General features: G+C 64.3%; 20 protein-coding genes. 6 read left to right on the forward strand and 14 right to left on the reverse strand.

Annotated features, from left to right (window positions below; translation table 11 throughout):
* Nucleotides 1-70: 70 nt before the first annotated feature.
* The 12 genes from BM353_RS06320 to BM353_RS06375 form a co-directional block, all read right to left on the reverse strand.
* The gene (locus BM353_RS06320; protein WP_092078019.1) at nt 71-988 is read right to left on the reverse strand and encodes a pseudouridine-5'-phosphate glycosidase; all 918 of its coding nucleotides are present in this window, start codon (nt 986-988) and stop codon (nt 71-73) included.
* Entirely contained in the window at nt 985-1,887 is a 903-nt protein-coding gene (locus tag BM353_RS06325; protein ID WP_092078023.1) for a PfkB family carbohydrate kinase, read from the reverse strand. Before BM353_RS06325 ends, BM353_RS06320 begins: the two co-directional genes overlap by 4 nt.
* A 133-nt stretch (nt 1,888-2,020) precedes the next feature.
* A complete protein-coding gene (locus tag BM353_RS06330; RefSeq protein ID WP_425439394.1) occupies nt 2,021-3,193 on the reverse strand; it encodes an outer membrane protein transport protein in 1,173 nt (390 codons plus the stop codon).
* Nucleotides 3,194-3,295: 102 nt separating this feature from the next.
* Entirely contained in the window at nt 3,296-4,180 is an 885-nt protein-coding gene (locus BM353_RS06335) for a DMT family transporter (protein ID WP_092078029.1), read from the reverse strand.
* Nucleotides 4,181-4,237: 57 nt separating this feature from the next.
* On the reverse strand, nt 4,238-5,542 hold the full coding sequence (locus BM353_RS06340) for a branched-chain amino acid ABC transporter permease (RefSeq protein WP_177220464.1): 1,305 nt from the start codon (nt 5,540-5,542) through the stop codon (nt 4,238-4,240).
* Nucleotides 5,539-6,549 (reverse strand): branched-chain amino acid ABC transporter permease, encoded by a 1,011-nt coding sequence (locus tag BM353_RS06345; protein ID WP_092078032.1) that lies wholly within the window; start codon nt 6,547-6,549, stop codon nt 5,539-5,541. The genes BM353_RS06340 and BM353_RS06345 overlap by 4 nt, the downstream gene beginning before the upstream one ends.
* Nucleotides 6,549-6,884: a hypothetical protein gene (locus BM353_RS06350; RefSeq protein WP_143104110.1), complete on the reverse strand. Its 336-nt coding sequence runs from the start codon at nt 6,882-6,884 to the stop codon at nt 6,549-6,551. Before BM353_RS06350 ends, BM353_RS06345 begins: the two co-directional genes overlap by 1 nt.
* A 16-nt stretch (nt 6,885-6,900) precedes the next feature.
* On the reverse strand, nt 6,901-7,614 hold the full coding sequence (locus BM353_RS06355; protein WP_092078038.1) for an ABC transporter ATP-binding protein: 714 nt from the start codon (nt 7,612-7,614) through the stop codon (nt 6,901-6,903).
* A 67-nt stretch (nt 7,615-7,681) separates the two neighbouring features.
* On the reverse strand, nt 7,682-7,933 hold the full coding sequence (locus tag BM353_RS06360) for a hypothetical protein (protein ID WP_092078041.1): 252 nt from the start codon (nt 7,931-7,933) through the stop codon (nt 7,682-7,684).
* Nucleotides 7,930-8,709 carry an ABC transporter ATP-binding protein gene (locus tag BM353_RS06365; protein WP_092078043.1) on the reverse strand — a complete coding sequence of 260 codons (780 nt, stop codon included), beginning with the start codon at nt 8,707-8,709 and terminating at the stop codon, nt 7,930-7,932. The genes BM353_RS06360 and BM353_RS06365 overlap by 4 nt, the downstream gene beginning before the upstream one ends.
* Before the next feature lie 102 nt (nt 8,710-8,811).
* Nucleotides 8,812-9,996 (reverse strand): ABC transporter substrate-binding protein, encoded by a 1,185-nt coding sequence (locus BM353_RS06370; protein ID WP_092078046.1) that lies wholly within the window; start codon nt 9,994-9,996, stop codon nt 8,812-8,814.
* Between the two features lie 125 nt (nt 9,997-10,121).
* On the reverse strand, nt 10,122-11,138 hold the full coding sequence (locus BM353_RS06375; protein ID WP_425439395.1) for a GlxA family transcriptional regulator: 1,017 nt from the start codon (nt 11,136-11,138) through the stop codon (nt 10,122-10,124).
* Between the two features lie 149 nt (nt 11,139-11,287).
* Here BM353_RS06375 and BM353_RS06380 point away from each other — a divergent pair, with 149 nt between their 5' ends.
* Nucleotides 11,288-12,655, forward strand: coding sequence for a class II 3-deoxy-7-phosphoheptulonate synthase (locus BM353_RS06380; RefSeq protein ID WP_092078049.1), 1,368 nt, complete (start codon nt 11,288-11,290; stop codon nt 12,653-12,655).
* 161 nt (nt 12,656-12,816) lie between these two features.
* On the forward strand, nt 12,817-13,200 hold the full coding sequence (locus tag BM353_RS06385) for a hypothetical protein (protein ID WP_092078052.1): 384 nt from the start codon (nt 12,817-12,819) through the stop codon (nt 13,198-13,200).
* 357 nt (nt 13,201-13,557) lie between these two features.
* Here the strand turns inward: BM353_RS06385 and BM353_RS06390 are convergent, their stop codons facing one another.
* Nucleotides 13,558-14,397, reverse strand: coding sequence for a PAS domain-containing protein (locus tag BM353_RS06390; RefSeq protein WP_092078055.1), 840 nt, complete (start codon nt 14,395-14,397; stop codon nt 13,558-13,560).
* A 267-nt stretch (nt 14,398-14,664) separates the two neighbouring features.
* Here BM353_RS06390 and BM353_RS06395 point away from each other — a divergent pair, with 267 nt between their 5' ends.
* From BM353_RS06395 to BM353_RS06405, 3 genes are read left to right on the forward strand one after another with little or no spacing between them, the layout of a single operon-like run.
* Nucleotides 14,665-15,540 (forward strand): YicC/YloC family endoribonuclease, encoded by an 876-nt coding sequence (locus BM353_RS06395; RefSeq protein ID WP_245759586.1) that lies wholly within the window; start codon nt 14,665-14,667, stop codon nt 15,538-15,540.
* A 3-nt stretch (nt 15,541-15,543) separates the two neighbouring features.
* Nucleotides 15,544-16,188, forward strand: coding sequence for a guanylate kinase (gene gmk, locus BM353_RS06400; protein ID WP_092078061.1), 645 nt, complete (start codon nt 15,544-15,546; stop codon nt 16,186-16,188).
* On the forward strand, nt 16,185-16,712 hold the full coding sequence (locus BM353_RS06405) for a gamma carbonic anhydrase family protein (RefSeq protein ID WP_092078063.1): 528 nt from the start codon (nt 16,185-16,187) through the stop codon (nt 16,710-16,712). Before gmk ends, BM353_RS06405 begins: the two co-directional genes overlap by 4 nt.
* An 82-nt stretch (nt 16,713-16,794) precedes the next feature.
* Here the strand turns inward: BM353_RS06405 and BM353_RS06410 are convergent, their stop codons facing one another.
* The gene (locus tag BM353_RS06410) at nt 16,795-17,181 is read right to left on the reverse strand and encodes a hypothetical protein (protein WP_143104111.1); all 387 of its coding nucleotides are present in this window, start codon (nt 17,179-17,181) and stop codon (nt 16,795-16,797) included.
* Between the two features lie 189 nt (nt 17,182-17,370).
* Between BM353_RS06410 and BM353_RS06415 the strand changes: the two genes are divergently transcribed.
* Nucleotides 17,371-18,459: an ATP-binding protein gene (locus BM353_RS06415; RefSeq protein WP_092078069.1), complete on the forward strand. Its 1,089-nt coding sequence runs from the start codon at nt 17,371-17,373 to the stop codon at nt 18,457-18,459.
* Nucleotides 18,460-18,658 lie beyond the last annotated feature (199 nt).

An 18,658-nucleotide genomic window follows, 5' to 3' on the forward strand; every position in this document is an offset into this window, starting at 1 on the left:
CAAGGAAGGGTCACCCCCGAACCTAGGTATCTTTACCCGGAACAACAATATGCGCCGCGCCTCGCGCGCATTAATTTGCGGGCAAGGCGCTCATTTCGCGGGCGATGCGGGCGGCGAGCCGGGCATTGTTGCGCACCAGCGCGATATTGGCCTCCAGGGACCGGCCCTCGGTGAGCTCGAAAATCCGCTGGAGCAGGTAGGGCGTGACCGCCTTGCCCTGAATGCCATGGGCGGCGGCATCGGCATTGGCGCGCGCGATGACGGGCAGGATTTCCTCGGCGGGGATCTCGGCTTCCTGCGGGATCGGATTGGCGACGAGTTGCCCGCCGGGCAGGCCGAGCGCCGCGCGCGTCAACGCGGCGCGGGCGATGGTGGCCGCGTCATCCATCCGCAACGGGGCGGCGTGGGCCGAGCTGCGCGACCAGAAGGCAGGGATGCGATCCTGGCCGTAGGCGATGACCGGCACGCCGAGCGTCTCCAGCACTTCCCAGGTCTTGGCCAGATCGAGGATCGCCTTGGCCCCGGCGCAAACCACGGTCACGCGGGTCTGGGCGAGTTCCTGCAGGTCGGCGGAAATGTCGAAGCTCGACTCCGCGCCCTGATGCACGCCCCCGATCCCTCCGGTGGCGAAGACCCCGATCCCGGCCAGCCGCGCGGCGATCATCGTGGCGGCGACTGTGGTCGCGCCAGTGCCGCCGGTGGTGAGGCAGGCGGCGAAATCGGCGCGACTGAGCTTGGCGACGTTGCGCGCCTGGGCCAGGGTTTCGATCGCGCTGTCGCCAAGACCCACGTGAAGCGCCCCGCCCAGCACGGCGATGGTCGCGGGCACGGCCCCCTCGGCGCGAATGTCGGCCTCGACGGCGCGCGCGGTCTCGAGGTTGCCGGGGTAGGGCATCCCGTGGGTGATGATGGTCGATTCCAGCGCAACGATCGGCGCGCCCTCGGCGCGGGCGGTCTCGACCTCGGGGGAGTAGTGGATGTCGATCATGGAACCTCTCCGGAAACATAGGCGGCGGCGGCCTGAAGGGCGGCGGATAGCGCATCTTTGGGATCGGCGCCACCCGCTTCGGCGACGATATGGGCCGCCATGAAGGTATCGCCAGCGCCGGTGATGCGCGTGACGAGAACCGGGGGCGGCTGCTCGTCGAAAATCAGCACGTCATCGGCAAAGGCCGCGCTCTTGCCGCCGTCGGTCACGAGGACGCGCCGGGCGCCGCGGGCGATGAGGGCGGCGGCCCCGTCGCGGGCGCTGGAGAACTCCCGCTGGCACATAAGCCCGGCCTCTTCGAGGTTGACGTAAAGCGTCGCGCGGCCCCCTTCGAGGAAGGGCATGAGCCGCTCGGCCTTGCCCGGCGAGGCCGGCGCGACGCGCAGATCGGCCCGCGCGAACAGCGGCGAGTGGGTGATCTGGGTCAGCAGCGATTCGGTCAGGTTGCCATCCAGCGCGACGATCCCGTCATAGGGCGCCTGCGCCGTGCCCAGCCGTCCGTCCGACAGGGGGCTCAGGATCTTGTCGCCCGCGGCCTCCAGCGAATGGGCATCCGCGATCGCGGCCACCAGCCCGTTGCCCCCCTCGACCGCCATGTAGCAATCGGTCGGCAGATCCTCTGAGAGGTAGACGTGCTTGGTGATCATTCCCATCCGGGCACAGGCGGCGAGCAATTCGCGCCCTTCCTCATCCTTGCCGATGGCGGTGAGGAGCGCGGGGTGCATGCCGAAACGGCGGAGCGTCATGGCGATGTTCATCGCCACCCCGCCGGGCAGGCGCGTGATCCGCCCGGGGACGTCTGCGCCGACGCGCATGTGATTGGGAGCCCGACCGATGATGTCCCACAGGACGGAGCCGATGCAGAGAATGTCGGGCGTGGTGCGTTGCGCGTCTGTCATGGAAGGGTTGTGGCCAAAACCCCCGGACGCTTCAAGGGCGCGCTTGCGCAGAAGGTTAGCGGCCCGGGCCTCGGGGACGAAAAAACCGGCGGGAAGGGCCCGCCGGTTTCGATAGCTCGGATCTGGCGGTGGCTCAGAACGCGTAGCCGATCCGCAGACCCCAGCCGATGGCGGAGTTGTCGTCGAACTCGGTTGCCTGGCTCGTGCCGTCCAGCGTGGTCTCGGCGTCGCCGATGCGCACGTAGCTCACGCCGCCGGTGATCTTCATCGGGCCGTCGGTGTAGGTCGCGGCGAGGCCGATGGAGGTGCGCCCGTCGGTCGGGCCGAGGTTGGAGGCGAACCCGCCCGCGGAGGCCTCGTAGCCGACGGTGACCGCCGCCGACCAGGTCTCGTTGATGCGCCGGCCCAGCCCGAGGCTGTAGCTCGTGGTGTCATCGTCGTAGGAGACGAGCGAGTAATCGCCCGCACCGCGCGAGAAATCGAGCAGCGCGTCATAGTCCTGCGGCGAGATGTCGAACTCGGACCAGTCGACCCAGCGGACCGAGCCGAAGAGCAGCGTGTCGGCGGCAATCCCGCTTTGGAATTCGAGGTTGAGCGATTGCGGCGTGGAGACGTCCGTCACCGTGTCAAGGCCGCCCGGGTTCAGGGCCGAGGTCTCGTAGGTGTCGATCTCGTGGTCGATGGCCGAGTTGTAGGTCAGCGCCACGCGCAGCGCGATGTCGGGCCGCTCGTAAGCCACGCCGAGGAGGTAGCCGAGGCCCCAATCCTTCTCGCCGTCCACCTCATAGGGAACGCCCGCCGTCGGCCCCGCGCTGGCGGTGACGAAGGGGATATAGGCCTTGGCTTCGAGCGACTGGTAGCGCAGCCCGCCAAAGACGCTGACGTTGTTGGGGAGGCTGTATTTCACGATCCCGGTGATCGCGGTGCTGCTCAGTTCGGCGGTGGATCCGGCGGCGAAATAGGTCTCGTCGTCGGGGTATTCCACATCTGCGCCGAAGGGCTGATCGAGGATGAAGGCCATCTCCAGACCGTTGTCATAGGCCTGTTTGAACCCGAGCGAGAACTGAGTGTAGCTGCCGCTCATGTTGCCCGATTCGCTGCCCGCCGGGATCACGCCGGCCAGGGTCGGCACCGCGATGACCTGCGCACCGGAAACATCCGGCGACACGCTGCCAAAGCTCAGCTGGGCGTAGTTGCCTTCTTCGAAAATGAGCCCGATGCTCTGGCCGGACCGGTCGATCCCGCCTGCGGACGCCATGCCGGCCGATGCGGCAAGCGCGATTCCGGATACAAAAATTCTGTTCACTGGTTCTCCTCCTCTGTCCCCGTGAGTTGTATTCACGCTAGCGAGCGCAAGGGGATGCGGCAATTATTGACGGAACGTCACTTCACAAAGCGCTCCGCTGCGTCACTTTTTCGCTACGCCCGCCATCACGGGGCGGGAGCGGCCGGTCGTCAGGTTGAGGTAATTGGCACACAGAATGATCGCGGCGCCGAGAAGGACAAACGGATCGAGCGGCTCGGCGAAGATCAGCGCGGCGGCCACCGCGATGACCGGCAGGCGCGCGAAATCCAGCGGCATCACGAAGCTCGCGGGCGCAAGGCGCAAGGCCGTCGTCAGGCAGAAATGCGCAGAGAGCCCGCAGCAGGCGATCAGCGCCAGAAGCGGCATGCTGGCGGGGGCGGGCCAGGCGATGTCGCCGTCATAACCCGCAGCAATCACGCCGAAGACCGACTGCGTCACCGTGAGCCAGAAGAGGATGCAGGTGATGGTCGCGAATTCCGTCAGCTTGCGCGTGAGGATCGCGGTCACCGCAAAGAAGATCGCGCAGGAGGCCGCGGCCATGACCCCCAGCGAGAGCGTCTCGGGGCTGGGCCGTGCGACGACGAGCACCCCGGCAAAACCAAGCAGCGCCGCGAGTAGTCGGCGGCGGGTCAGGTGTTCGCCCAGAAAGAGCACCGAGAGCAGCAGCACCCAGAGCGGGGCGGTGAATTCCAGCGCCGCCACCTGCGCCAGCGGGATCACCGCGACAGCATAGAACCACAGGTTCTGGCCGCCGAAATGGGCGAGGTTGCGCAGCACGTGGCGCTGCATGTGGCGGGGCGAAATCTCGCGCCGCGTGCCGAAAACCGTGGCCGCCACAGCGACGATCACCACACCGACGAGGCTCCGGTAGAGCATGATCTCGAACGTGTCGAGATCGCTGCTGATCGCGCGCCCGGCCATGGCCATGGTCGAAAAGGAGAGGATCGCGCCCGTCATCCACAGGGCGGCTTTCCGGCTGTCAGTCATCTCGGTCTCACGGTTGCAACGCGGGGCGGGCGGGCCTGTTGCGGCGCGCCTCCCGGCTCACCGTTCCGGCAGAAGGCCGCGCGGGCTGAACCGCAACACCACAAGCAGCACCAGCCCCATTGTCAGAAGCCGCATATGCGCGACACTGTCAAGCAGATGCGCCTTGAGCGCGCTCCCATCGGCCATGCCGGACGTCAGCACCGACATCAGCAATTGCCCCATCGGCTCGACCTGAACCCAGAGGAACCAGATCAGGAACCCGCCCAGCACCGCGCCGAGATTGTTGCCCGATCCGCCCACGATCACCATCACCCAGACGAGGAAGGTATAGCGCAGCGGTTGGTAGCTTGTCGGCGTAAGCTGGCCGTCGAGGGTGGTCATCATCGCGCCGGCGATGCCGCAAATGGCCGAGCCGAGCACGAAGATCTGCAGGTGGCGGAAGGTCACATCCTTGCCCATCGCGGCGGCGGCGGTCTCGTTATCGCGGATCGCGCGCATCATCCGGCCCCAGGGGGAGTTGAGCGCGAGCTGCGCGAGGATCAGCACCACTATCAACACCGCGGCAAAGAGCAGCCCGTAGCCGAGCTTGACGTAGAGGGTCGAGGCGGTGACCGGATCGAGGCCAATCTCGACCGCGCGGGAGGTAAAGTCCGGATCCTGCTGGAGGTCGATCTCATAAGGAACAGGGCGGGGCAGGCCGATCACGTTCTTGACCCCGCGCGCCAGCCAATCCTCGTTCTTCATCACCGCGATGATGATTTCCGCGATGCCAAGCGTCGCGATGGCGAGATAGTCCGAGCGCAGCCCGAGCGCCGTCTTGCCGATCAGCCAGGCCGCGCCAGCCGCAAGAGCGCCGCCCGCGGGCCAAGCCAGAAGCACCGGCAGACCAAGCCCGCCGAGATACCCGGTCGACGCCGGGTTGACGCTTTCGACCGCTTCAACGCCGCCGTCGAACACCCAGCGAAACAAGAAAAAACCGCCCAGAAGGATCGCCGCGAGGGCGAGCCCCCGGCGCCGGCCGGCCGCCATGCGCCCGCGCACCAGCACCGCCAGAACCAGTGTCGCTGCCCCGAGCACAAGCCCGAGCACCACACGCAAGCCTCCCACGGCCCAGGCCTCGCCCACCGGCGGCATCGAGACGATCACCGTCGCAAGCCCGCCGAGCGCCACGAAACCCATGACCCCGACGTTGAATAGCCCCGCAAAGCCCCATTGCAGGTTCACCCCGAGCGCCATGAGCGCGCTGATGAGCCCCATGTTGAGAATGATGAGCGCCGAATTCCAGCTCTGGAGCAGGCCCGTCCCGAGGATCAGAGCCGCGACAAGGGCAAATAGGACGATGGTGCGCAGCGGCTGGGTCATACCGATTTCCCCGCAAACAGACCCGTCGGGCGGAAGAGCAGCACGACGATGAGAATGACGAAACTGACCGCGAACTTGTAGTCGGTCGACAAAAGCTGGACGAGCCCATCCGGCCCGAGCCCGTCGGGCATGAAGTAGGTCAGGACCTTCTTCCACGCGTAGGTGACCATCACCTCAGAGATCGCGATGACGAACCCGCCCGCGATCGCGCCCAGCGGCGAGCCGAGCCCGCCGACGATGGCCGAGGCGAAAATCGGGAGCAGGAGGTTGAAATAGGTGAAGGGTTTGAAGGACTTGTCGAGCCCGTAGAGCACACCCGCGATGGAGGCGAGCGCCGCCACGATGAGCCAAGTCACCATCACGACGCGCTCGGGGTTGATCCCCGACAGCAGCGCGAGGTCCTCATTGTCGGAATAGGCGCGCATGGATTTACCGGTCCGCGTCTTGTTGAGGAACCAGAAGAGCAGGGCGACGACGATGATCGCCGTGACGATCGTGATCCCCTGGCTCGTGCGCAGCGCAAGACCCTCCTGCAGCCCGGTCATCTCGCGGAAGGTCCGCGCGGAAATGATGAAGCGCTCGCCATCGGCAAAGCGTTGGTCGTCGGGTCCGATGATGAAGCGCACGAGCCCGTTCATGATGAACATGACCCCCATCGACACGATCACCAGAACCACGGGTTTGGCCTTCTGCTCGCGATAAAACCTGTAAACAAACCTGTCGGTCAGGAGCAAAAGCGCGGCGCAGCCGAGGATGCCGAAGGGCAGGGCGAGCAGCGCGGTCGGGAGCGGCCCGAGCGAGACGCCCGCCGCTTGCAGCGCCCATGTCACGAGGATCGTCACCATCGCGCCAAAAGCCATGGTGTCGCCATGCGCGAAGTTGGAAAACCGCAAGATGCCATAAATCAGCGTCACCCCGAGCGCGCCGAGGGCAAGCTGCGAGCCATAGGAAATGGCCGGGATCAGGACGAAGTTGGATAGGGCCACAAGGGCGTTGAGCAGATCCATTATGCGGCCTCCTCGCAGGCGCCGAGATAGGTGATGACCATCGGCCCCGCGTAATATTGCACCGAGTAGCGCGCCGCGCCGTGTGAGATCGTGAGCAAGTGCGATCCGTTCTCGTTATTCCCGTTGAAAAACAATGTCGTCTCCGGTGCTCTCGATGCGATTCCGCCAACCGTTTCAGCATCCGTGACCAGCTCTGCGTCCCCGGTTATCTCCGTGCTCAAGCTGAGTTCGAAACTCGTTTCGGCGCAGGCCTCGCTTTCGAAACATTCGGTCTCGAACCGGCATGAGAACGCGTCGGCGTTCCCGGCTTGGGGGAGGACGAAAAGAAGAGCCATCACCACACGCATCACATCACCCTCCCAGAAAGCTCTTGCGGACATCCGGGTCGGCCAGAAGCTCTTTTCCGGTCCCGGTATAGGCGTTCCGCCCCTGAACGAGGACATAGCCTTTGTCTGCGATTTCAAGGGCTTGCCGGGCGTTCTGCTCCACCATCAGGATCGGTAGCCCGGTGCGCGCCACTTCGATGATACGATCAAAGAGCTCATCCATGACGATGGGGGAGACGCCCGCCGTCGGCTCATCGAGCAGCAGCACTTTTGGCTGGGTCATCAACGCCCGGCCAACGGCCACCTGCTGGCGCTGCCCGCCGGAGAGCTCGCCTGCCGGCTGGGCCCGTTTGTCCTTCAAAATAGGAAACAGATCAAAGACTTGCTCCATGGTCTGTTGGAAATCGTCGCCGCGAATGAAGGCGCCCATTTCGAGATTTTCCTCCACGCTCATCGAGGTGAAGATGTTGTGCGTCTGCGGCACGAAGCCCATGCCCTTGACGACACGCGCCTGTGGCGAGAGCGCGGTGATGTCTTCGCCGTCGAGGCACACGGACCCTTGGCGCACATCAAGCATGCCGAACAAGGCCTTCATCCCAGTGGATTTTCCGGCGCCGTTGGGGCCCACGATCACGGCGATTTCGCCGCGATCCACCGCAATGGTACAGTCATGCAGGATGTCCGGCCCCTTGCCGTATCCGCCTGTCATGTGCTCGCCGATGAGAAATGGCGCGCTCATGCGTAGCCCCCCGTTCTTTCCAACGTTTTCAGTCTCTTTGCCCGAGAACCGGTTTTGACCAGCGCGCTCATGCCCCGCTCCGCAGCCATTTCAGCGCCCCCTCGGCCATGCCCTTGAACTTCGGATCGCCGCCCGTGGGCGTGACGATCAGGGCGGTGTCCGCCGGAAGCTGGTGCTTGATCGCGTGGTAAAGCCGCGACAGCGTGCGTTCGGAGCGGACCATGAACATCCCCTCGGCGAGCGAATGGACATCGTCTCCAAGCGATATCTCGGCGCTCGGGGCCCCGTGCCAGACCACGAAAAGCTGCGCGCCGCTCACCCGGCCGCCGCCTTGTTCTTGAGGCCGGTGCCGAGATAGGCCTCGATGACCTGCTCATTGGCCTTGATCTCGTCGAGCGTGCCTTCTGCGAGCTTCTTGCCCTCGGCCATGCAGATCACCGGATCGCAAATTCGCCCAATGAAATCCATGTCATGCTCGATGACGACGAAGGTGTAGCCGCGCTCGGTGTTGAGCCGCAAAATCGCGTCGCCGATGGTGTTCAGAAGCGTGCGGTTCACGCCCGCGCCGACCTCATCAAGAAAGACGATCTTCGCATCGACCATCATCGTGCGGCCAAGCTCCAGCAGCTTTTTCTGCCCGCCCGAGACCTGGCCCGCCTTGTGATCGGCGAGGTGTTCGATTGTGAGGAACTCCAAAACCTCGTCGGCCTTGGCACGCAGCGCGCGTTCCTCGTTGGCGATGCGTTTGCGGCCCACCCATGTGTTCCAGAGCCGCTCGCCGGATTGATCGCCGGGCACCATCATCAGGTTCTCGCGGCAAGACATCGTGGAGAATTCATGCGCGATCTGGAAGGTGCGCAGCACGCCCTTGTGGAACAATTCATGCGGGGGCAGGCCGGTGATGTTCTCGTCCCCCATGAAGACATGCCCGCTGGTGGGTTTAAGAACGCCAGCGATCACGTTGAAAAGTGTGGTTTTTCCGGCGCCATTCGGGCCGATCAGCCCGGTGATCGATCCCGGTGCGATCTCAAGGCTCGCCCCGTCGACCGCATGAAACCCGCCGAAATGCTTGTGAAGGTTTTCGACCCTGATCAAGCGCTGTCCCCCTGTTACTGAAACAGCCCGGAATTGCCTCCGGGCTGTCTCGATCTGTCGTGTGTTTCCCCGGCCCCTGTGGGCGCCGGGGACTACCTGCGATCAGCGGTAGCCGGTCACTTTCAGCGCGCCACCGTCGACCATGTATTCGGCATAGGAGCCCGCGGCTTCGCCCGGACCGACCAGCTCGACCGCGGATGCGCCGACGTAGTCCACATCGCCGCCGCCCGCAATGATTTCGAGCGCTTTGGAGAGCTCACCCGGCAGGATCGGCTCGCCGGGCGCGTTGGCCACGTCCATCACCTTGCCCTTGTACTCGGAGGCATCGGTGGAGCCCGCGGCCGCCATGGCCAGCAGGATCAGCGCCGCCGCGTCGTAGCTTTCGCTGGCATAGACCGAGGTCCCGTCGAATTCGGCACTGGTGGCGAGTTCGGCGAAGGCCGCGCCGCCTTCGTTATCGGAGCCCGGCGCGGTGCCGAAGGTGCCGTCGATGTCGCCGCCGAAGGTCGCGGTGAGGCTATCGCCGATCATGCCGTCGCCGAGGGCGAAGAGCTCAAAGGCGCCGCTGTCGAGCGCGCCCTGGATGACGCCCGCGCCACCCTGGTCGACATAGCCCAGAACGACGAGCGCGTCGCCGCCCGCGGAGGCCAGAGCGCCCACTTCGGCGGAGTAGTCGGCCTTGCCGTCCTCATGGGCGGTGGAAAGGGTGATCGCGCCGCCGGCGGCTTCGAAGGCCGCGCCGAAGGCATCGGCAAACCCTTTGCCGTAGTCGTTGTTGGTGTAGGTGACGGCGACGTTGGAGATGCCTTTTTCCTGCAGGATCCCGGCCAGAACTTCGCCCTGACGCGCGTCCGACGGCGCGGTGCGGAAGAAGAGCCCGTCATCTTCGGCGGTCGAGAGCGCCGGCGAGGTTGCCGAGGGCGAAATCATCAGGATGCCGTTGGGCACGGCCACGTTGGCCAGAACCGCGCCGGTCACGCCGGAGCAGTCCGCGCCCATGATGCCCTTGACGCCCTCGGAGGTCACGAGGCGCTCGGCGGCGGCGGTGGCCGCGGCGGCATCGACGCAGGTTGCATCGCCGCGCACGGGCGTCACGGTGGAGCCGTCGAAGAAGTTGGCGTCGCCGCTGACCTCGGCCATGGCGAGCTCGGCGCCCGCGGCCATCGCCGGGGTGAGGCTCTCGATCGGGCCGGTGAAGCTCAGAAGTACGCCGAGCTTGACGTCGTCGGCCAGTGCGCCGGTCGCGCCGAGAGCGGCGATTGCCGTGGCTGTGAGCAGCTTTGTCATGTGAGGTCTCCCTGATCTCAGATTTTTATGGGGCCAAGATTATGCGCGGGTTTCGCGAAAGAAAAGCGGTTTGATCCTGCCGCAGGGTCAAACAAGCACCTCGGGTTGGCCTGCGCGCGCATCGTTCAACCGGAAGCTGCGGCGCCGTGGCTACCGCGTTCGCGGTAGGGGGTCGTGTCGTAATGGGCGCGGTAGCATTTGGAGAAGTGCGAGGGGCTCGCGAAGCCGCAGGCCAGAGCCACGTTGATCACGCTCATATCGGTCTGCATCAACAGGTTACGCGCGCGGGCGAGGCGCAGTTCCATGTAGTAGCGCTTGGGCGAGCGGTTGAGATAGCGGCGGAACAGGCGTTCGAGCTGACGGGTCGACATCGAGACCTCGGCGGCCAAATCGGCGGGACTGATCGGCTCCTCAATATTGGCCTCCATGGTCTGGATCACGGCGGCGAGCTTGGGGTGGCGCACCCCGATGCGCGCGGGCGTCGAGAGGCGCTGCGTGTCCTGATCGGTGCGGATCGCGGAATAGACGAGCTGGTCGGCCACGGCATTGGCGAGCTCCTCGCCGTGATCGCGCGCGATGATGCGCAGCATGAGGTCAATCGCGGCGGTGCCGCCGGCGGTGGTGAAGCGCGTCTCGTCGAGGGTGAAGACCGAGCGGGTGAGGTCGATCTCGTCGAATTCCTCGGCAAAACTGTCCTGATTTTCCCAGTGGATCGTCGCGCGGCGCCCGTCGAGAAGCCCCGCGCGCGCCAGAACGTAGCCCGCCGTGCAGAGCGCGCCGACGCGCAGGCCCCGGCGATCTTCGCGGCGCAGCCAGTTGAGCAGGCGCTTGCTCGTCGCCTCGGCCACATCGAGCCCGCCGCAAAGCACGATCGTGTCGTCCCGCGACAGTTCCTCAAGCCCGCCGTCCACCGCGAATTCCGTCCCCGCCGAGCAGCGCGCCGGCGCGCCCGTCTCGCTCAGCACCCGCCAGCTGTAGAGCTCGGCCCCACCCATGCGGTTGGCCAGACGCAGACTTTCGAGCGCGGCGGCAAAGGCAAAGAGCGTGAACCGGTCCAGCAGGACAAAGACAAACCTCGCGGTGGAGGCGCGCGGCGCCGTTTGCCGGGCCGGGCGGGGAGAGGGGGGGCGTCTTTGGTCCACGGGTTGCGGTATCCTCGGGCTCGTCTTGCGATCCCTAATGGGGAGGTGCGCGGGGGCGCGTCAAGAGGGGGCGCGTTTTCAAGGTGGTCATGGGCCCTTTGATTCGTTAAAGAGGCGCGCACGAAATCGCATAGGACCGGAGAAAACCGATGAGCGAGTGGCACAAGAGCGATTGGCGCAACAAACCGCGGATCCAGATGCCCGATTATACGGATCAGGCCGCGCTGGACGCCGTGGAGGCCCAGCTTGCGAAGTATCCGCCGCTCGTCTTTGCCGGCGAGGCGCGGCGGCTGCGCAGCCAGCTCGCGGCGGCGGGCCGGGGCGAGGCCTTCCTGCTTCAGGGCGGCGATTGCGCCGAGAGCTTCGAGCAATTCAGCGCCGATGGCATCCGCGATACCTTCAAGGTCATGCTGCAGATGGCCATGGTCCTGACATATGGCGCGAAAGTGCCTGTGGTGAAGGTCGGCCGCATGGCCGGGCAATTCGCCAAGCCGCGCTCCGCGCCGACGGAAGTGAAGGATGGCGTCGAGCTGCCGAGCTACCGTGGCGATATCATCAACGAGTTGGCCTTCACCGAGGCCGCGCGCAGCCCGAACCCGCAGAAGATGCTTCAGGCCTACACCCAGGCCGCAGCGACGCTGAACCTGCTGCGCGCCTTCTCGACGGGCGGCTACGCCGATGTGCATCAGGTCCACCAGTGGACGCTGGGCTTTACCGATCGCGCCGAGGTCGAACGCTACCGCGACATGGCGAATCGCATCTCCGACACGCTGGATTTCATCACCGCCGCCGGTGTGAGCGGCGAGCAGGCGCATTCGCTCCAGTCCGTCGATTTCTACACCAGCCACGAGTCGCTCCTGCTGGAATACGAGGAGGCGCTCTGCCGGCTCGATTCGACCTCCGGCAAATGGCTTGCGGGCTCGGGCCACATGATCTGGATTGGCGACCGGACGCGCCAACCCGACGGCGCCCACGTGGAATTCGCGCGCGGCGTGCAGAATCCGATCGGCCTCAAATGCGGGCCGACCACCACCGCCGATGACCTCAAGATCCTGATGGAAAAGCTCAATCCGCTCAATGACATGGGCCGGCTGACGCTGATTGCGCGGTTTGGCGCGGGCAATGTGGGCGAACACCTGCCGCGGCTGATCAAGACCGTGCAGGAAGAGGGCGCCAACGTCGTCTGGTGCTGCGATCCGATGCACGGCAACACGATCAAATCGAGCACCGGCTACAAGACCCGGCCCTTCGATTCTGTGCTGCGCGAAGTGCAGGAGTTCTTTGGCGTTCACCGCGCGGAAGGCACGATCCCGGGTGGCGTGCATTTCGAGATGACCGGACAGGACGTGACCGAATGCACCGGCGGCGTGCGCGCCGTGACCGATGAGGATCTCTCAGACCGGTATCACACCGCCTGCGATCCGCGCCTCAACGCCTCGCAATCGCTCGAACTGGCCTTCCTCGTGGCCGAAGAGCTTTCGGCGCTGCATCACGACCGCAAGGCCGCCACGGCATAATGTCGCCAGGCATGAAGCCGCGCCCCACATGACCAGGGCGCGGCTTCACGGAAGAAGAAAGGGTATATCCGCAAGTTGTGTCGGTCTGCTGAGAGCCCAAGTTGCACATTTGAAATCCCAACAATATTGTTGATTAACTTACTGGTTGGAGCCGAAGCGCGATGACCCAAATCTGGGTAGGTTACTCTGAAACTCTGAGCTTCTCGGATTTGATCAGTACATACATCGATCCATATTGGGGACCATTCGAAGACGAATATGCCGGCGAACTCGTCGGTCAGTTCGAGCTGGAGTTTGGGGCTTCAGCAAATGATCCAGGCTCTTTTGAAGTCTATGGAATGACGCCGGAGAACGAAAACATATTTGGTTTGGACTACGTTTTGGCTGGGTTCCCATTCGATGAAGTGCCTGTTGGCTTGAGCATGATAGACTGGAGCAAAGCAAGAACTGTGTTCTTCATCATGAACGTCAATGCGCCAAAACAAATGACTGATGGGCGCGTTTCGATCACCGATGTTTTGAACGTCAAGTTCGAATGGGAATGAACGGCGGCAATGCCCGCTTAGCGGACAATCAATCCGCTTGCTCTACGGCCCTTGATCCGGGCTTGGTCGCAGGAACAAGCGAAGGCAGGCAATTGTGTACACCACACCAACACGACTTGCGGTCATCACAAATGAAAAAAGGCCCTTTGCGACCGCTGCGGAGGGCCTTTTGTTTCGGCGGGGAAAGCAGTAGCACGACCGTTGTCCTCCACCGACCGAATGATACGAATAGCAAACGGACCCTGCCGTTCTGGCGCGGGCCCGTCTCATCGCTATGAAGGATTTGAAAGTCTTACGTAGAAGAAAGTTTTGCTCAAAATAGGCACCGCGTGCCTCCCGTTATGGTCCGTCGGGAGGTCAGTCGTCGCAGTGCACAACTCGAAGGAATGGGACTTGTGTGCTCTTGAAGGTCGGCCCATCGTCAGCCGGCGCCGTGCGTGAGGCTTGTACCTCTGTCCTCGCTTCGGCGCGCGCTTTGGACTTGCCGGTTTTTGGGCCCGGTGCATCGACGGCGGCCAGGAGGCGGCGCGCCGCGCGGGTCAATTCTCCGGGCCGGGCGGGGCGCGTGAGCTTAGGCGCAGCCGGCGTAAAGTCCACCTCCTCGGCACTATCCTCTGAGGCGCCCTCAGACTGTCGCGGCGCAGTGGCGTCCAAGGCAGAGATTTCTTTCAATTCGCTGCGGCTCACCGAAAAACGACGCGGGCTCGTGCCGATCTCGCCTTGGGTCACCAGCACGCCGATGGCGCGGGAGACATCGCCCAGATCGCTCTTGAGCGGCAGCAGCATGAGCCGCCCTTCCAGCCCCGGCTTGCCCAGCGAGGCGCGCGAGACGACATCGCACATCAGAATGCCCGGCGTCTGGAACATCTCTTCCAGCCGCATGGCAAGATCCTTGCGCGCGTCGCTTTCAAAGAAGGCCGTCAGCGGCATGCCGCGTACTTCCATGCCCATCAGGTCATTTACATGACGCCCCGCGAGCCGAAGCCGCGCGACACCCGGCGCGATGCGCTCTACGATGAAGGCGTAGGGCAAAGCGCCCTCGATCCCGCGCGGATCAAGATCAGCGCGGCGTGGCACGTCCCCGTCAGTCCGCAAAGCCTGCCAATAGGCTTCGACTTCGGACAACACGGGAAACCGAAGTTTTCCAATGTGATTTTGCAACGATACAATATTCATCTGGTCCAAGTCTTTCGTCATCTGTTTGCCGTTTGGCGCTAAGGCCAACCTTGAACCTTTGCGACGACGCCCGTCGGACGTGTTAAGAATTCGTCCACAAAGGTTACCCAAGTCTTAATATGGCAGGAGTTGTCGAAAATTGCGCGTATTTTCGCCAAGAAGAGTTAATGCATCCCGCTTGACCTCTCAAACAGGCCCGCACTGCCCAGTGGGCGGGCTATTGCCCTTCGGCGCGGCAATCCGCTAGGACCGGGTCCAAACGGGACGGGGAGCGATCTGGTGCACTCTATGACAGGATTTGCCGCGCTGAGCGGGACGGGGCAGGGGCTTTCCTCGGCCTGGGAGTTGCGCTCGGTGAATGCGCGGGGGCTCGATCTGCGGCTGCGGGTGCCCGATACGGTTCCCGGTCTTGATGCGGCGCTGCGCGAGAAACTCGGGGCGGCGCTCACGCGCGGGAGCGTCAGCCTGTCGCTCAAGCTGGAGCCCGAGCGCAAGGGCGCCCAGACGCGGCTGGCGCCCGAGGGGCTAGGCGCCGCGCTGGATCTTGTCGCCGGCGCCGAACAGGCGGCCGCAGCCCGCGGGCTGACGCTGGCGCCCAGCCCGGCGAGCGCCGTCATTTCCATGCCCGGTGTCCTCGTGAGCGGCGCAGAAGCGCCCGATACCGAAGCCCTGCGCGCGCGGCTTCTCGGCGAGGCCGACGAACTGATCGCCGCTCTGGTGGAGATGCGCGCGGGCGAAGGGGCGGCGCTGGCCGCGATCCTTGCCGATCAGATCGACGAAATCGCCGCGCTGATCCGAGAGGCCGCCGGGCATCTTCCGGCGCGCACTGCTCATATGGCGGCGGGGTTCGACGCGGCGCTCGCGCGGCTGCGCGGCGGGGCCGATGTCGATGAGGGGCGCGTTGCGCAGGAAATGGCGGTGCTCGCGGTGAAGGCCGATGTGGCCGAGGAACTCGACCGGTTGCGCGCCCATGTGGGCGCCGCGCGCGGGCTTCTGGCCGAGGACGCGCCCGCCGGCCGGCGTCTCGATTTTCTCACCCAGGAGTTCAACCGCGAGGCCAACACGCTTTGTTCCAAGGCGCAATACGCCCCGCTCAGCGCCACCGGGCTGGCGCTCAAGACAGTGATCGACCGGTTCCGCGAACAGGTCCAGAATGTGGAGTAACCCATGACAGAGACGCGCCGCGGCCTGCTCATCATCCTGTCCTCGCCCTCGGGCGCAGGGAAATCGACGCTCGCCGCCCGGCTGCGCGACTGGGATCCGGGGATTCGGTTTTCGATCTCCGCCACGACCCGCGCGCCGCGCCCGGGCGAAGTGGATGGCGAGCATTATCATTTCACCGATGAAGACGGCTTCAAGCGGATGGTTGCCGAAAGCGAGATGCTCGAGCACGCCCATGTCTTCGGCAATTTCTACGGCTCGCCCATCGGCCCGGTGCGCTCGGCGATCGAGGCGGGCAGCGATGTGCTGTTCGACATCGACTGGCAGGGCGCGCAGCAGATCCGCAACTCCTCGCTCGGGGCGCACACGCTCTCGATCTTTCTTTTGCCGCCGTCGATTCAGGAGTTGCACCGGCGCCTGGTGGCGCGCGCGCAGGATGACGAGGCCACGATCCAGCGCCGGATGCAGAAAAGTTGGGACGAGATAAGCCATTGGGATGGCTATGATTTCGTGCTCATCAATGATGACCTGGACGCGACAGAGGCGCGGCTGAAATCGATCATCACCGCGGCCCGGCTGGGGCGTCTGCAACAGCCAGCACTGACCGATCACGTGCGGCGTCTGCAGGCAGAATTCGAGGCAATATCATGACCATTTACGCGCTGGACGGGGTCGCGCCGGAGCTTGGGGAGGCGGTCTGGGTCGCTCCCGATGCCAATGTGATCGGCAATGTACGGCTCAAGGCGGGGGCCTCGGTCTGGTTCGGCGCGACCTTGCGCGGCGACAATGAGCCGATCGAGGTGGGCGAGGGGACGAACGTGCAGGAGGACTGCGTCTTTCACACCGACCCGGGCTTTCCGATGACCATCGGGGCGGACTGCGTGATCGGCCACAAGGCGATGCTGCACGGCTGCACCATCGGGGCGGGCACGCTCATCGGGATGGGGGCGACGGTGCTCAACGGCGCGAAAATCGGGGAGGGATGCCTGATCGGAGCCGGGGCGCTGGTGACCGAGGGCAAGGAGATCCCGGCGGGCAGCCTGGTGATGGGCGCGCCGGGCCGCGTGGTGCGCGCGCTTGACGCGGCGGCGCAGGCGGCGATCCGGGCGACCGCGTTGAAGTATCAGCAAAACGCGCAGCGCTTCGCAAGCGGGCTGACCGAGGTCACCGTCTAGCGGCCCTATCTGGCCGCGGTCTTGATGGGGCGCGGCGTCGAGGGGGCGGATCCCTCGTGCGCCGGGCTGCAACCATATCGCGTCAGGCGTCGACCAGCGCGAGCTGGTGGCGCGGTGTCTCGTGCAGCTCATAGAGCTTCACATCGAGCCCCGGCGCCATCGCGCGAATCTCTCGCTCGACCATCTCGGGCTTCGGCAGCGGCTGGCAAACCGGCCGGAACAGCCCGGTAAAGCCGAGCTCGGCAAGACGCTGCGCGAGCTCGATCGCGTCAAACTCCGAGCAGAAAAGCGGCGCGAAGATGACCGCCGGGCAGTTGAGCGTGACCAGCTCAGGCGTCAGGTCCTCAAACCCGACGCGCTCCAACGGTACACGCAGTTTCGCAGCCAGCCCGCTTTTGCGCAGGCAAGGAAGTGTTCCCACGTAAATGGCTGTTTCGGCACAGATAAATTGTCGGAAGTGTGTGGTCATGGCGGCCCCCTTTGCCATAAGATTTCAATCGTGACCCTTTGACAGGGGACCGGTTCGACCAGATAAGGGCAGCAATTTTACGTGCCCAGATGACGCCAGGCGTAAGGATTTACCACATCTCTCGCCACTAACGAGACCCGTTGGCGGTAACCGGCCACGGCGCGAGACAACTCATTAACGGATGGTCCTATGCGAATTGACGACCTCTCTACACTGCTCTCGGCGATCCCCCTGCCCACCGTGATGGTGGCAAGCAGTGAACGAATAGTTAACTCAAACAGGGCGGCGGAAGAAGTTTTTGGCGCAAAAACGCTGGGTCGCCATTATATAACCGTTTTTCGTCAACCGGTTATGTTAGATGCAATTGAAAGCGTTTTGCGCGGCGAGCCGGCCCGGACGACCCGGTATCTCGGTCATGAGGGCGAGCGCGAGATCGTCTACAGCGCCCATGTCGCGCCGATTTCGATCGAGGGTGAGGCCGGGGTTCTGATCAGTTTTCAGGACCTCACCGCGCAGACGGAAGCGGGCCAGATGCGGCGCGATTTCGTCGCCAATGTGAGCCATGAGCTGCGCACGCCGCTCACGGCGGTGCTCGGATTCATCGAGACCTTGCAAGGCCCGGCGCGCAACGACGAGGCCGCGCGGGAACGGTTCCTCGACATCATGCAAAAGGAGGCCTCGCGCATGAACCGGCTGGTGCGCGATCTGCTCTCGCTCTCGCGCGTGGAATCGGAAGAACGCATTCGGCCGATGGAGCCGGTCGCGCTCGGCGCGCTGGTGACCTCGTCCATCCGGCTATTGCAAAGCGCCGCGGAGCGGGCAGGGGTCACGCTGGACTTCACGCGGCCGGAGCCGGATGTCGAGCTCAATGGCGACACCGACCAGCTTGGCCAGGTTTTCACCAATCTCATTGAAAATGCGATCAAATACGGTGGGACTGGCGAACGTATCGAGATTGGCCTCGCAACGCAGGACTATGACCGCGATCTGCGCGGGCCCGCGGCGGTTGTGACCGTGCGGGACTTCGGGCCGGGCATCGATCCGGTGCATATTCCGCGGCTGACCGAACGGTTTTACCGCGTCGACACGCATCGCTCGCGCGATCTCGGCGGCACGGGCCTTGGCCTTGCCATCGTGAAACACATCATCAATCGCCATCGGGGGCGTCTCAGGATCGAAAGTGGATTGGCAGACGAAGGTGGTGGAGAGGAGGCGCGGTCAGGTGATGGCCATGGTGCGGGCAGTACGTTTATCGTCAAGCTTCCGCTGTCATCATGACGCCCGACGCTACACTGCGCGGCGCGTTTGGCGCTATACCGGCACACATACTGAATATCTCATAAGCATAATTATGTTAATAAAGAGCCACACCACCGCGCGCATTAACAATTCACAACCCAAAACTGTTCAAAGATTGCAATGCGACAAGTCATTGGCTACTCACATTGATCAGGGACATATTTCCGAGCTTTTCGGG

Source organism: Poseidonocella sedimentorum (assembly GCF_900116005.1).
Classification (GTDB): domain Bacteria; phylum Pseudomonadota; class Alphaproteobacteria; order Rhodobacterales; family Rhodobacteraceae; genus Poseidonocella; species Poseidonocella sedimentorum.